The sequence below is a fragment of the Bradyrhizobium sp. PUT101 genome (assembly GCF_052043945.1).
Lineage (GTDB): Bacteria > Pseudomonadota > Alphaproteobacteria > Rhizobiales > Xanthobacteraceae > Bradyrhizobium.
The window spans coordinates 53,014-67,137 of record NZ_CP197207.1 but is presented as its reverse complement, the minus strand read 5'-3'; the positions used below and the strand labels follow the sequence as shown (position 1 = coordinate 67,137).

Sequence of the window (14,124 nt, the reverse complement as noted above, 5' to 3'; positions counted from 1 at the left end):
GGTGAACTCCAGCGTCCCGCCGGTCCTTCGCCGCATTATGCGCGGACCACAAGTCCGTAACTAGCCGGTTTTCGAGACGGGCTGCCGTGTCTGTTCGAGGATGGATTCCTCGACGTCCCGGAGCTGATCCTTGCCGAAAAACATCTCCTTGCCGACGAAGAACGTCGGCGAGCCGAAGGCACCGCGGGCGACGGCGTCATTGGTCAAGTCGATCAGCTTCTTTTTGACGTCGTCCTGCTGCGCGCGCGCAACAAGCCTGTCGATGTCGATGCCCGAGGAGGCAAATGCGGCCCGGAACACTTCGGGATCGTCCATCTTCTTGGGCTCCTCCCACATGTGGTGATAGGCAGCGCGGAAATAGGGTTCGAACACGCCTTCGAACTGGGCCGCGACGGCGCAACGCATCAGCATCAAAGTGTTGACTGGAAAGAAGGAGTTCTGGCGAAATTTCGTGATGTTGTGACGCCGGATAAACCGTTGGGTTTCGAGCGCCTGGTATTCCGGCTTGTTCTTGATCCCGCGAAGCGAATCGAACGGCGACATGTTGCCGGTCGCCTTGTAGATCCCGCCGAGCAGGACCGGGACGTATTCGAACCTCACGCCCGTCCGCCGCTCGATCCCTGGGATGGCGACCTCCGCCAGATAGGCGTTCGGGCTGCCGAAATCGAACTGGAATTCAACCTTGAGGGTCATGACCGCTTTCTCCCGCAGAGCGTATTGGATGGTCAGGGACCGGCGATCCAATCGCATGGCTTGCCTGTCCTCACTCTTACAGTTCTAAAATTGAACTGTCAAATTCGGCCGGATTTATGCTGGTTTGACTGACCTATCGGGTATTGTTTGGAATTCAGTACCTATCTAGAATGCTAGGGAAATGCGGCGGCCTCGGCGGCGATTCGAGAGGGTCTAGCCGGGATGACTGGAGAGTACGGATGAAGTGGAAAGAATTGGAGGAAGAGCCGTGTTCGATGGCCCGAACCATCGGCGTGATCGGTGACCGCTGGACGCTTCTGATCCTGCGCGAATGCTTTCTGCGCACGCGGCGCTTTGAAGGATTTCAGTCGGCGCTCGGAATTACACGCCATCTGCTCGCCGAACGCCTGAAGAAGCTGGTTCGGCTGGGCATCCTGCGCCGCATTCCCTACCAAGAAGCGCCCAAGCGTCACGAATATATCCTGACCCAGAAGGGCCTCGACCTCTATCCGATCATGATGGCGCTCGTGCATTGGGGCGACACTCACATGGTCGACGAGCGCGGCCGGCCGCTGTTGCACCAGCACCGCAAGTGCGGAAAGGATTTCGACCCGGTCATGGTGTGCTCTGAATGCGGCGAGCCGCTCCTGGCCAGGGAGGTTCATACCCATCCAGGGCCAGGCGCCCAAAGCCCGCGGATGATGGAGGCACCTGAAAAGCCGAAGGCAAAGGCCCGCCGCAGCGCGGCTTGAGCAGGCCACCGGCGTGACGCACGAAACGCATCCTCAGACTCGAATCACAGCTGCGTCGGGTTCGTTGCAGTGGAGACGGTCCGCTAGTTCAGCCCGGTGTTTGAGCACAGCACGTTGATTGACATAGGCCTTGTCGGTGATTTCTCCCGCGGCCAATGAGGGCGGATCCTTCAGCAGGGTGAACGAGCAGATTTTTTCGCTACTTCCAACAACCTCATTATATTCCTGCAGACGATGTCTCAGGAATTCGATCACTTTGGAGTCGCAGGTCAAATCCGCAGCCGGCGCGTTCGAAATCCGCGCCGCCTCGGTCGGGTTCAGCCAGCACAGCAGCGCGCAGGCTTCACGGTTTTCTCCGGCAACGACAATGTCCAGCAGGACGCCGCGCGTAGCGGCCAGGATCGCGGCGCGCATATTGCCGATCGCAACCCAGGTGCCGTTCGCGAGCTTGAAGTTCTCCGAAATTCTGCCGGTGAAACGAAGACCGAGTTCCGGCTTCTCGGGATCGAGAAACGACACGGTATCGCCGATGCGGTAGAACCCCTCCTCGTCGAAGGCCTTCTCCGTCAGATCTGCCCTTCCGAGATAGCCGGGGGTGACGTTGGGGCCCTTCACCCTGGCCTCATACGTATCCGAAACCGGGACCAGCTTCAGCTGCACGCCCGGCGCGGGAAGACCAATCCCTCCGGGCCGATCCGTTGCCCAATGTGTCGTGCTGATTGTCGGCGCGGTTTCAGTCGTCCCATAGCCCGACATGACCGGAATCCGCCAGCCTGTGATCGATAACGTCAGCCGGTACAGTCTTTCAAGTGTGCCTTGCGAAATTGCAGCCCCCGCGTAGCTCAATCGATCCAGCCGCTTGAAGATGCTCGCGCCGAGGGCCGCGTCGTTCTCGATGGCATCGCACAGGAGATTGTAACCGGCAGGAACGTTGAACATGGCCGTCGGCGAGATCTCCTTGAGGTTCGCCACCGATTTGTGGAAGAGCTGAGGCAGCGGGCGGCCGTCATCGATGTAGAGCGTCCCGCCGTTCTTGAGAATGCCGTGAAGAATGACGTTGCTGCCCATCGTATGGTGCCACGGCAGCCATTCGACCTGGACCGGCGCCTCCGGAGGCGACACGAGCAGGCTTCCCATTTGCAGGGAGCTCGCCATCATGCGGTGCGTGTTCAGGACGCCCTTTGGCAGGCCGGTCGAACCGGATGTGAAGAGGACTTTCGCAATGGCATCGCTGGAGACCGCCCCCGACGCCTGCGCGAACCCTTCGCAGTCCGTTCGATCCGTCAGGACGCGGAAGGGCGTCGTCTCCGGCGCGCCATCGACGCTGATCCAGGCAGAGTCTGCCAACTCGGGAATGGAGCGAGCCGCGGAAAAGTCGCGTCCGCTCTGAACGAAAACAAAATTCGGCCGCAGCACCTGCGCGATGTCCTTGAGGCGCGCAAGGCCGCCGGGCATCAGCGTGTAGTTCGGCGATATTGGTGCCAGAATGACGCCCATCGACATCGCCGCAAACGAGATCACCGCGTTCTCGATGGAGTTACCCGAGAGCACGGCCAGCCTGTCGGCCGGCTTTGCGCCCATATCGATCAGGCTCTGGCCGACCGCCTGGACCTGCGACCATGCTTCGCCATAAGTGATCTCGTCCCATCCCCCATTGGCATTGCGTTGCGCGAGAAATATTCTGTCCGGAACCGCGCTTGCCCAGCGCGGCAGAAAATCGGTGACCCGCCAGTCGCATGGCCCCAATTCGAGCGGCGATCTCAATAAGAGCGTGCCGTCGGTCCGGCGCTCGACGGAGAGCTCCCTTGGAGCAAACGTCAATGGCTTCGTCGACATCGAGAACGATCTCCTGAATTACCGCGGACGGATAGAACGGCGGGCGACGCCAGATTCACTCGGACCTGGCATCCAGGACTTCTCCGAAGGCTTGCCACGTCGTGCCGGTCCAGCGCTGCAGCCGCATCTGCGTCCAGATCATGTTCTCGGTCTCGCTGGTGTTGACCTTGATCCCGGGCAGCACAGTCGGAACGACGACGTCTTTCAGGTTCTTCGCCTGCGCCAGAATATTCTTCCGCGACAGATCATCACCGCATTGCTTGAGGATCTGCTCGAGCAGGATGCCTTGCTGATAGCCGGTCAGATAGCTGCCGTTGGTGATATCGGCGCCCTGCAGATACTTGTCGAAAAATGCCCGGTAGGCCTGCATGCCCGGGTCGCCCTTCCATGTCTCGTCGAGGACATCCTTGTTGGTCGTCCCGACGATCACGCCAACCGATTTGTCGAGCCCGGCCGGTGCAAGCGTGCCTCCGACCGATCCGGACGGGAAATTGATGATCACGGTCGCCTTCCAGCCGATCACGGAGGCTTGCCGGATGGCCTGTGCCGCGAACTTCGGCGTGCCGGCGATCACCAGGGCTTCGGCACCCGAGCTCTTCAGATTGGTAATCTGCGAATCAATCGTCGGTTCGGTGACCTCGTAGGAAGCACTGACGACCTTGCGGTCGAAATCCTTGCCGAGAAACGCCTTGAAGGCAGCGAGGTAATCTTTGCCGAGATCGTCGTTCTGATAGAGAATGGCATACTTGGCGTTCGGCAGCGTCCTCGTCAGGTATTTGGCGTAGATTTTTCCTTCGGTGTCGTAGCTGACAAGACCCGTGGTGATCAGCGGGTAATTGGTGACGTCCGTGAACTTGGACGAGCCACTGACGATGGCGACACTCGGCACGCCCTTGGCCTTCAGGTATTTTGCAGTGGCCGAGATGCCGGGCGTGCCGAGCTGGCCGAACATGAACGACACTTCGTCGCTCTCAACGAGCTTGCGGACGTGCTCCACCGCCTTCGGAGGACTATATCCGTCATCATAGGCGATGTAGTTGATCTTGCGTCCGTTGACGCCGCCGCGGTCATTCAGGGCCTGGATGTAGGCCATGAGCCCCTTGCCCACGAGACCGATCGATGATGCCGGTCCGCTGAAGGGAAAAACCCCGCCGATCTTGATCTCGGTAGCAGTGACTCCCGGCTCTTCGGCGGCGAATGCCGGGCCGCTCAAAAACAGGGTCAGAGCCGCAACGATCTTCCATTTCACCAGCATTGCTCGTCCTCCCAAACGTGCACCCTTTTCGGGTACGTGGCTTTGTTTTTTCGCCGGTCGCTGCTCGTCTCACGTCCTTGCGAAAGACGCATCGCGCTGAACGGATCCAGCCGTAATCCGGCACTTCGCGGCCATTGCGTCCGGCCATCTCGCGCTCGTATCCTACAGTTCTTTTTTTGAACTCGTCAAGCGATCAGATTGTCGGCGACCCGGTCCAGGAGCGATACGGCCGCTTTAAGCAATGGTATATATCAGATCCTACGGGTCACAGCTGGTTCATTGCACGCTTCCATCGTTGAGCTTATAGTTACTTCTGTTTTTGAACTTACTGGGAGGACCGCAATGCGCAAAGTAGGGATACACAATTTTCCGGCAATCGATCGTGTCGTTTACGGCAAAGCTGCGTCTGACGCCTTGAACGATGAAGCGGTGCGACTGGATGCCAAGCGCGTCTTCCTGATCGTCAGCCGCACCTTGAACACCAAGACCGACGAGATCGAGAAGATCCGGCACGCGCTCGGCGGAAGACATGTCGCGACCTTCGATGGAATTGCAGAGCACACCACGCGCAAGCAAGCTGCCGAGGTTGCCCGTCAAGCCAAAGACGCCGGAGCCGACCTGGTCGTCGCTATCGGCGGCGGCTCGGCGATCGACCTCGCCAAGATAGTCATCATGGCGATGGAACATGACATCCCAGACGAAGCGGGTTTCGATCCATTCCCGATGGGCCCTGGCGTCACCGTCTCTCCGTTCCGATCGCCAAAAGTTCGACAGATCGCGGTACCATCCACGCTGAATGGCGGCGAATACAATGCAGCAGCGCTCGTCACCGATGAACGCAACAGGCTGAAGCAGATTTTCTTTCATCCCCGGATGATGCCGGTCGCGATCATTCTCGACCCTGCCCTCACCGTTCACACGCCTTCCAAGCTGTGGATGGGATCGGGAACGCGCTCGATGGACCACGGCATCGAAGCATTGTGCTCGCCCGCCGGCACGCCGCTCGCCGACGAGGTCGTCCTGGCAGGCATCCGCACCCTGCGCGAGGGAATGCTCCGGACCTTGCAACAACCCGATGATCTGGAGGCGCGTCGGCTATCTCAATACGGCGCGTGGCTCGCCGCTTTTGGCCTCCAGGCGCGGGTCCCGATGGGCGCCAGCCACGGCATCGGTCATGTGCTCGGAGGGACCTTCGGCGTTCCTCACTACTATTGCACACCTGTCATCATGCCGAGCCTGCTTCGCTACAACAAACCGTTCACCGAGGATGCGCAGCAGCGCCTGGCGACGGCCCTTGGCGAGCCCGGTATGGAAGCCGCCGCCGCCTTCGCGCAATTCACCAAGAAACTTGGATTGCCCGGCCGTCTTGCCGACGTCGGGATTGGCGAAGACAAGTTTGACCAGATTAGCAAGATTGCAATCAATCATCGCTTCGTCCTGGCCAATCCACGGCCATTCAAGAGCGAAGCCGACATCGTCGATCTGCTGCGAATGGCCGCTTAGCTACTAATCAGCGAAGTATCTCCACACCGATCGCTACGCGAAGCCGCAACGTGCGATCGGCTCATGAGAGCAAAAACACCCTGTTGAGCTCGTGGGCACGCCGGAGCGCGCCACAATACGCTGCTTGCGTAAGCCTGTGGGATTCACACCCTGATAGGGGTTAAGTGGAGGCCGCAACTCGGGTCAACGCTCGGATATGAGAGGAAGTGAGAACATCCTCACCAAACCACGCCAAATTGCGCGGCAGCCGCCGCCCCCCCTACTCCCACTCAATCGCTTACGGCGAGATGTCCGCGTTGATTTGTAAGCACAAATTCGCAACGCTGACGGATAAATCCCGACGGTACATCCGTCGCAATTTTTCGATCTTGAATTCACAACAAAATTTTCGTTGCTTTGAGAGATGGCTATTTCGCCAGCTATCGTAGTCAATCGGTAAAGTGAGCGCATGTGCTTCGAGGCAACCGAATATGTCGCTCCCTCCACTCTTTTTGTCCGATACCGTCAAGCGTCGTCGGCCCTCCGGCTAAGGCCCCCTTTGAGCTGAACGGAAAAGGCTTGCCACCGCACTGGTTTCACAATGCGTCATTTCTCTTCCGAAGGTGCATCGAGAAGAGCGTTCCTCACATTGCCCAAATCAGAGCAGGCAATTTGCGGGCGAACTCTTGGTTATACCCGAGGCACAGCACCCGGGAGCCTTAGGCCCTCCTCGTCCTGTCCGGTCACTCGTGTTGCATGTAGAACAACTCGACCAAGTCCATGATGAGGTCGGCCGGATCGTCCCCGCGTTCCTTGATCGCGATCATCTCGATCAGCTCATCCGGGGTTAGGAAGAGAATAAGCTTCTTCTCTTCGCTGAAGATTGTGTTCCGCTTCACGTGAGCGGCATGGTTTGGCTTCTTGTTCACGCACAGGACAGCCAACCGCCCCATCGGTTGGGTCAGGTAGTTGCGGGTCTGATTGACCTCATCCTTCCCGACTTCGCTCGTGTCGTAGTTTTTGAATTCGAACAGCACCATCCTGGCGCCGAGTTCCTTGTAGAGATGTGGCCAATGCCCGGGGCCTTCGTGGTTACGGTTAGCGAAAATCGCGTCCCGCCGGTCAATCTGAGAATACGACCGCGGCTGTATCTTTGGTGCCGCCAACGGCGGCACAAGCAGGTAGGTCAACGTCTCGATGCAGACGTCCTCAAATTCCTTCCAGCCCGCAAGGCCCGGTGGACAAGCTTTAAGGCGGGCGCGCAGCGCGATTGGGTCGCTCATTTGAGCCGCCGGTCCACATGCTTGGCGACCAAATGGTGGCGCGTCAGCAGGATCCGCTTCAACTCCACGCCTTCTACGACGCGCAGGTGAGCGGACTTCAAGATTTCTCGGCCGGCGGACGTAATCTGGCCGCTCGCGATCAACGCGAGCTTGGTATTCTCGAGTGCGTTAATCGAATGTGCGAACCCGATAAATTCCCTAATGGTTTGAACACTGACCCGACCGCTGCTGTGGTGCTTCGCCTCAATGAGCCATTGTTCCGTTACGAGGGCGCCAAACGGATCACGCACCGGCACGCTCGCCCTGAAGTCAAACTGCTTACCATGCACCCGGGGCTCCCGCTCGACCGTGAACCCCAGATCGACCAGCAAGTCTCCTACGAGGCCTTCGAAGGCCTGCGGCGTGAACTCTGAAAAGTCGATGTCGACACTCGCGGAGAGACGCGACACCAAAGCGTCCATGGCGCGCTGTTTGTCACCCCGAAAATCGAGATATTGTATCCTCGACAAGGAGAGCGGCATCTCCACGTTCTCGAGGAGCACCGGGACGACCGTCACTGCCCTGTCGCTGAATTCGCGAATGGCCTGGGAGGTCTCGGCCATCACCCAGTCGGATGCCAACGCCGCGTGCGTCACGAGGATTATGAGGTAGTCGGCGGCCCGAAGGCGCCCCTCGATCGCCGACGCCCAGTTCTCCCCAGGCGTGACGTGTGAGTCCGTCCTGACGCCGATGCCAGCAGCCTCGAGCCGCGTCGCAAGCTCGGCAGCAATGTCCGCATCGGATCGAGCGTAGCTGATGAATACAGATGGGCTTGATCGGGAGCCGTCGTTGGGCGCCTCAGCCATTCGTTTCCCCTGACCAATCCGTGTTGCCGTCGGCTTTGGGACGTGAATAGCCGACATCGTCGTCTTCGACAACGAAATCGTTGTCAGCAACGTTATCCAAGGCGAATTCTCGAACGCGTCTCGAGTACCTGACCACTTCAACTGGCAAGACTGGAGGTGAACCGGAGTGCAACGAGCTTGGACTGCGCCGCCTCCCACTGGTTAACGTTGCAGATCCGAGTTGACCTCTTCTATCGGCGCCGGCTGAAATTGTAGCGGATGCTGTCGCCGGCAATGTTCAGAACCCCATCGGCATCGGGGCTTAGCGGGTTGGGAAGTATGTCGACCATCGTCGAGCCTGTCTGACCGACGTTCGCCACATAAGCGATCACGTAGCGCTCGGCCGACCTGGAGCGGGCAACGTCGCGCGCTTTACGAACCTCGGTCTCGCCGAGCTCGAATTGGCACGGATCCTCCGTGCTGGCCTTCACCTCAATGTACCAGGTCTGCTTGTTGAAGCCGATGCAGAAGTCGTAACCGAGTCCGTCGTTGCCCTCCTGTCCGTTGAATAGCGTCGCATTGCCGGACGCCCAGCAGCGGTCGATGTCCTGACCAGGTTGCCGCGCCTTGAGCCAGTGGTACACGGTCAGCTCGCCGAGCCGACCGATCATGTCCTTCTTCTCCTGCGGAATGCCGCTGTAGGCGCCGCCGCCGCCACCTGCGCCGGAACCGCGATTACGCTGCCGCGCGTCCTCGGCGGGAGCGAGATTGGCGAAGGTACCGATCGGTCTGTTGAGCACGGTCTTCGGAAGCTCACTCGCAATCTCCTCAGACAGCTTCAGCCAATCGACCGTCTGAGGATCGCGCACCTCGCCGTTCAGTCGCAGCGACCGCGCGTCGCGATCGCGACGTTCGCGCTCCTCGCGCGCCTTCTGCGCCGCGGCCTGGACCTCCGTCTCGGGAACACCGAGCCTTTCCCGATCAAGCGTCAGCTCCATCCCGGTTGGCCAGAGCCCAAGCCGGCCGAACCAGGTCAGCATCTCACCCTCGCTCCAGGCCCTGCAATCGAACACCCCGGCATCGTCGAGCCGCCGGCGCAGGTCCGATTCGACCACTCCAGGATCGCGCCATAGGTCGTGGGCCGGCACGGCATGCTGGACGCTCCACGCCCGCACGAGCGGCTGCGCCCTTCGTCCGGTCTGTCTGACGACCATCGTGTTCGCGGCCCGGACCGCCGCCACATCCTCGAGCCGATGTGGATTGCTTCCCATCGGCGGGGCCCCCTCCGCCGAGAGCCATTTCTCCACGTGCTCCTCGAGCAGTTCGTCTGGCACGCGTTGGAAGCGCTGCAGCCAAGCTGGATCCGGCCGTAGGTTGGACAATCCCTCGCGCGCGGCCTTGTAGCGCTCTTCGGGCTCGAACTTTAGGACCGTTGGCGCCACCATATTCCTGAGCGCATCGCCGATGGCGATGCCACGGTCCTGCACGAAATACGCGAGTTGCGACGTCTGCCCCGCCAGGTCAACGTCGGGTGCGCTTCCCGTCGCCATGAGGCTCGCGTTGAAGGCGGCGAAGTCGAGTGCCAGCCGATCCCGCAGCTCGCCAATGGAGAAGCTCAGCTTGATGGCCTCGACGACGCTCTCGGGCGAAACTGCGCCCACGGGAAGGCAGACGCGCAGGAGATCGATAAGGGCGGCACCGTCCTCGGTGGCAGCGAGTTCGCCGTCCAGCCACGTCCTCAGCGCCTCCTCGCGACCGACCACATGAACGACGGCCCGCAGCCATGGAAGCTGACGGTCGATCCGCTCGCCGAGTGCGTCGCGTGCGGCCTCGCTCGCCCTTTCGCCAAGGTCGAGGGACCTGCAGAGCCGGAGCAAATCCTCGTACCCAACGGGCCGATTATCGACCGGAATTCCGTCAAAGGAGAGCTGACGGATCAGCAGCTTCATGTGCGGCACGACGGCGGAATGCTGCATCGCGTCGCCAATCGCCGGGAGTGCCGCCTCCAGATACGACCAGCTAAACGCTCCCTCACCCACGATGACGACAAGGGGCTCGCCGTCGGTCCGCTGGAACGCATAGGCCGCACGGGGCGCCGGCGGCGTCACGTTGCGACCTTCGAGCATGAAGCTCACGCTGTCCTTCATCTGGAGCTCGATGCGATCCAGTGACTGGATGATGCTCGACCGGTCCGCAGGCAGGCGGTTGAGATCGATGCTGTCCAAAGCCTCGAGAGCCACGGCTAGCACAGGGCGGAGCCACGGGCACAGATCCACTAGCCGCGAGCCGCGCGGGAGCTCCCCCAGCGGCGCACCGCCGACATGGATGGCGTAGGCAAGCTCTGACGTTCGGCGGATCTGGTTCCCATAGAGCCGCTGCAGAAGCGTCCCGATCTTGGCCGGCTCGGTGGTTCGAACGTCGACGAGCGGATCGCCGATCACCTCGACGAGCCCTGTCGCGATCGAATCCGAGCTGTCGCGCACATACACGGTCTCCGCCCCGCTGCCTACGAGGTTCGCTAACCCGAGTTCGCCACGGCGGCGCGCGAGAAGCCTGGTCGGAGGCCTTCCGGGAGGAGCCGGCGCCTGCGGCGAACCGTACTGGTCCGCGAGGCGCACTAGGCTGCGGTTATAGATGTTGACCAGCTCGCGTTGGTGGAAGCGCCTGACGCCGCCTTCAGCGAACTGCTCCGCAAGGAAGCCCACCTGATCGAGCAGGGTCTCATTCGCGAGAAACGTCCTGAACCCGGCGTGCGTGCGCAATTGATCGACCACCGCCTCAGGCGCACGGTCGAGGGCGCGTGTCAGCTCGAATGACGGACGCCGAAGAAATGGCGGATAACGATCCGAGCCCGTCGGAAGCCATACGTCCGCCGCCTTGCAGCGTCGTCGCTTCCATCCATCTGCGACGGGTTCCTCACACGGCACCCAGACGGCCGATCGCAGAAACGCGGCGAGCGGCGTTGGCCATTTCCGGGTATCTGACCTGTAGCTATGTCTATGACGCACCTCCATCCAGAGATGCTGGTGCTCGACCCGGCCGATCCAGTCGACGATGAGCGTCGCGTAAGCATCGAGAGCGTCGTCGGTGAAGTCGCCGACATCGGACTGCCCGGGTAGCCACCAGAGCGGATCAGCCACCTCGTAGCTGGTCGACGACTGCAGGACGAGGCTACACCCGGGACGGCTCGTGATATCCTCCTTCAGCAATGAGCCAAAGGCATCCGGAAGGCCGAGATCCTTCAAAAAGGCGAAGCTCGTGACGCGCCAGGCTTCGACGTAGTGTTCGAGCTTGACCGATCGGGGCTGCATCCCGCGCTGGACGCCAATCCCGGTCAGGAAGTCGGTCCATTCCTCCAGGTGCTTGATTCCGAACGCCGGGTCCGACGGCGGCGCGATCCGACGCTCCCGGACTTCATTGATGTCGCGCGATCCGATCGGCGCCAGTTCGAGGAACTGTTGCAGTCTACGACCGAGAGTGCGGTCCGGCCACTGGGACGAAAAGACTGCCTCCGAGGCGCGGATGGAGTCGCCTCCGAGGGTTGGCACGTACAGACGGTAGCTCGGACTTAGCGTGATCGTGCGCTTGACCGCCACCGAGCGCCGCCAGATCGTGAAGGCCCAGCGCAGACCGGCGGTCCGGACCTTCTTCGCCTCGACCCGTTCCACAATCTGCGAGATGCGGGTCAAAAGGGCTTCGCTCTCAAACGGTTGCGCGAGCTTCTTCTCAAGGAACAGACGCGCGTCCGCGAGGTCGTCGTACCAGGGCAGCGCATCGTGCAGGAAGGCGAAGAAGCCGCGGACTGGAGAAGGCGGATAGAGCTCCTCGCCAATGCTTTCCTCGGCATCGCCGCGACGCGGCGGCACGAAGACGGAGGTTTCGAGCGGATTTCTGCGGCGACGCGTCTTGGGAGAGTCACCCGGCAACTGCTCGAGCGGCGTACTCGATCGGGCTGCCCGAAGGCTTCCGTCTTGGCAGATCAGAATCTTCCGCCCCGCGAGTGCGGTGCCGTCGCTCTCCATGAAGTCCGATAGATCGCCGTAGAAGGCGCGCCAGCGAGCCCAGCTGTGCCGCTTCGCCTTGGCCAGCGCCCTGGCCAACCCCTCTACGATCTCGGCCCGTTCGGCAGACGACAAACGATCCTTGAAGTGTCCCCCGGAGTGGACGCGCAGAAATTCCGCAAGGGAATCGGTGCGGCGCTGTCCAAGGCCCGGCCAGAGCGACTCGATCCCTGCGGGGCCGCCATAGCGCGCGATAACGTCCAGCGAGAATGAGCCTTTGGCCGACGGTCTCCGCGCGGCCGCAGGCGTGCACCAGCGGACGGGACCGAATTCCGGGCGCCTCAGGGGATCGCCGTTCCAATCCCCGAGACACGGTACGAACTCGGCCTCGGCGAACGACGCGGCCGACCAGCGTCGGGCGATAGCCGCCTGCATACTAGCCCCCAGATCGGCGGCCTTGTTCTCGCCGGCGTCCTCGCCGTCGCCTTGGATCAGGCTCGCCGGCGTCTTCCAGACCAGCAAGTCGATTGCAGCTCTCGCCGCCGTGACCGCCGAAACGGCCGCATCCTTTCCGCGCGACACCTTTTCCTCGAGCCAGCGTGCTGTGTTCGAGGCGAGCCTGACTGCGTGCTCAAGCACAAGAGCGTTCACCTTGACCGCCGGATCGAGACTCATCCGGTTCGAGCTCGGGAAAAAACTGCCGTGGAGATGCCCCCAGAACGGAGATGACGCCCCGCGTCCCATCGGCAGGAAAGTGTAGAGCCGGGGATGAAAGCCCGTGCGCTCCACGCCGATAGGCACTGCCACCGCGACCTCGCCCGCTCCCTTCCACCCATTCCAGCTCGCGGGAAGTGCACCCGATTCCAAGCCCTCCGCGACCGCCGTCCGCATCTCGGATTCGGGAATCTCGGCACGCGCGCTCCAAAACTGCCCGTTCTCGCCCAGATCGACCAGCGAAGGCCCGGACGTCCCGACCAGTGGCTTTTCCTCCCGGGTCAGCACGAGCGAAACGGCGGCGTCCGCTGACCTTTCGCCCTCGATTACGGCCTCGAGGCGGCTGATGCGGCGCAGGAAGAGCAGCATCGGCGCCTCGGCCTTTGCGAGCCCGAGCATCTCGTCGCGAACGACATTAAGAGCCGCCTCGTTACGGATCGGCAGCCGTATAAGTGTTGAGAAGCCGCGCCTCGCGAAATCCTCGACGGTGTCTGGCACCTCATCGAGCCAGCGCGGGATATAGAACGCAGGCAGGTCCGAGCGCGCCATCTTTCGCCTGGTTTCATCAGGCAGCAACGGATCGAGCTCTGCATCACGAGCGAACGTGAAGCAGTAGCCGTCGAACGCGTCGCCTGGCGCGCCCTCGACGAGCCGCGAGAATATCTGCGGCTTGTCCGTTACGTGTCGCACGCTTCGGAAGCCGAGGCCCTTGTTTCCAACCGCCTCCCCGGGCGGCTTGCTCGAAAGCCCCATCTCGCATAGCGCTTCGACGTTGTTGGCGCGGAACGGTTCCCCCCTGTTGGCGACGTAGAGCGTGCCGCTTGGGCCCTCGTCGCTCGCCAGGCAAACCGCGATTTCGCCATCCCGCCGCATACTGTCGTGCGCATCGTGACCGTTCTGAATCAGTTCGATCAGGAAGCGGCCGTGATAGTCGGCGATAATGTGTTGTGAGAGACTCTGGTTCTGCTTGTGGACCGCGTCGTAATATCTTCCGCTCTCGTCGATCGTCCCCAGGAAGCCCCTGATCTTTCGCGCAGCGATCGTCTCGACATGCCCCCGCGGCCCCACGGAGGTCACGTCCATGGACTGGCTTCGCCCCGGCGCGCCGGCAGCGTTTGAATCAGCAACAACGGCGATCCGCTCTTCCCCCATGCAACGACAATGTGCTCATGGCCTTGAAAACATCGCAAGTATCCGAACGTCGAAGCATAGCTGAGCTGCGGCACGGCACGCCTTAAAGGCAAGACTATTCGAGTGTCGGCCGATCGCTTCCCCACCATTCAT

The 14,124-nt window shown here is 61.4% G+C and carries 8 protein-coding genes; 2 read left to right on the top strand and 6 right to left on the bottom strand.

Translation table 11 applies throughout. The annotated features are described in order from the left end of the window. Positions 1-60: 60 nt before the first annotated feature. Positions 61-693 (bottom strand): 2-hydroxychromene-2-carboxylate isomerase, encoded by a 633-nt coding sequence (locus ACSHT2_RS00240; protein WP_440639827.1) that lies wholly within the window; start codon positions 691-693, stop codon positions 61-63. A 239-nt stretch (positions 694-932) separates the two neighbouring features. Between ACSHT2_RS00240 and ACSHT2_RS00235 the strand changes: the two genes are divergently transcribed. Next, on the top strand, positions 933-1,445 hold the full coding sequence (locus ACSHT2_RS00235; RefSeq protein ID WP_440639825.1) for a winged helix-turn-helix transcriptional regulator: 513 nt from the start codon (positions 933-935) through the stop codon (positions 1,443-1,445). Between the two features lie 33 nt (positions 1,446-1,478). On the opposite strand, the gene ACSHT2_RS00230 is transcribed toward ACSHT2_RS00235, so the two are convergent. Both ACSHT2_RS00230 and ACSHT2_RS00225 read right to left on the bottom strand, forming a co-directional pair. Continuing rightward, positions 1,479-3,281 carry an AMP-binding protein gene (locus ACSHT2_RS00230; RefSeq protein WP_440639823.1) on the bottom strand — a complete coding sequence of 601 codons (1,803 nt, stop codon included), beginning with the start codon at positions 3,279-3,281 and terminating at the stop codon, positions 1,479-1,481. A gap of 55 nt (positions 3,282-3,336) precedes the next feature. Beyond that, entirely contained in the window at positions 3,337-4,536 is a 1,200-nt protein-coding gene (locus tag ACSHT2_RS00225; RefSeq protein ID WP_440639821.1) for an ABC transporter substrate-binding protein, read from the bottom strand. A 342-nt stretch (positions 4,537-4,878) separates the two neighbouring features. Between ACSHT2_RS00225 and ACSHT2_RS00220 the strand changes: the two genes are divergently transcribed. After that, positions 4,879-6,039, top strand: coding sequence for an iron-containing alcohol dehydrogenase (locus ACSHT2_RS00220; RefSeq protein WP_440639819.1), 1,161 nt, complete (start codon positions 4,879-4,881; stop codon positions 6,037-6,039). A 722-nt stretch (positions 6,040-6,761) separates the two neighbouring features. Here ACSHT2_RS00220 and ACSHT2_RS00215 read toward each other — a convergent pair. From ACSHT2_RS00215 to ACSHT2_RS00205, 3 genes are all read right to left on the bottom strand, one after another. Next, positions 6,762-7,301, bottom strand: coding sequence for a hypothetical protein (locus ACSHT2_RS00215; protein ID WP_440639817.1), 540 nt, complete (start codon positions 7,299-7,301; stop codon positions 6,762-6,764). After that, complete coding sequence (locus ACSHT2_RS00210; RefSeq protein ID WP_440639816.1) at positions 7,298-8,146, bottom strand: TIR domain-containing protein; 849 nt, start codon at positions 8,144-8,146, stop codon at positions 7,298-7,300. Before ACSHT2_RS00210 ends, ACSHT2_RS00215 begins: the two co-directional genes overlap by 4 nt. Positions 8,147-8,376: 230 nt before the next feature. Further along, a complete protein-coding gene (locus tag ACSHT2_RS00205; RefSeq protein WP_440639814.1) occupies positions 8,377-13,923 on the bottom strand; it encodes a sacsin N-terminal ATP-binding-like domain-containing protein in 5,547 nt (1,848 codons plus the stop codon). Positions 13,924-14,124: the final 201 nt, after the last annotated feature.

Bases quoted from the DNA above. Each gene is read 5' to 3' on its own strand.
- ACSHT2_RS00240 (WP_440639827.1), bottom strand. From the start codon at position 693: ATGACCCTCAAGGTTGAATTCCAGTTCGATTTCGGCAGCCCGAACGCC.
- ACSHT2_RS00235 (WP_440639825.1), top strand. From the start codon at position 933: ATGAAGTGGAAAGAATTGGAGGAAGAGCCGTGTTCGATGGCCCGAACC.
- ACSHT2_RS00230 (WP_440639823.1), bottom strand. From the start codon at position 3,281: ATGTCGACGAAGCCATTGACGTTTGCTCCAAGGGAGCTCTCCGTCGAG.
- ACSHT2_RS00225 (WP_440639821.1), bottom strand. From the start codon at position 4,536: ATGCTGGTGAAATGGAAGATCGTTGCGGCTCTGACCCTGTTTTTGAGC.
- ACSHT2_RS00220 (WP_440639819.1), top strand. From the start codon at position 4,879: ATGCGCAAAGTAGGGATACACAATTTTCCGGCAATCGATCGTGTCGTT.
- ACSHT2_RS00215 (WP_440639817.1), bottom strand. From the start codon at position 7,301: ATGAGCGACCCAATCGCGCTGCGCGCCCGCCTTAAAGCTTGTCCACCG.
- ACSHT2_RS00210 (WP_440639816.1), bottom strand. From the start codon at position 8,146: ATGGCTGAGGCGCCCAACGACGGCTCCCGATCAAGCCCATCTGTATTC.
- ACSHT2_RS00205 (WP_440639814.1), bottom strand. From the start codon at position 13,923: ATGGACGTGACCTCCGTGGGGCCGCGGGGGCATGTCGAGACGATCGCT.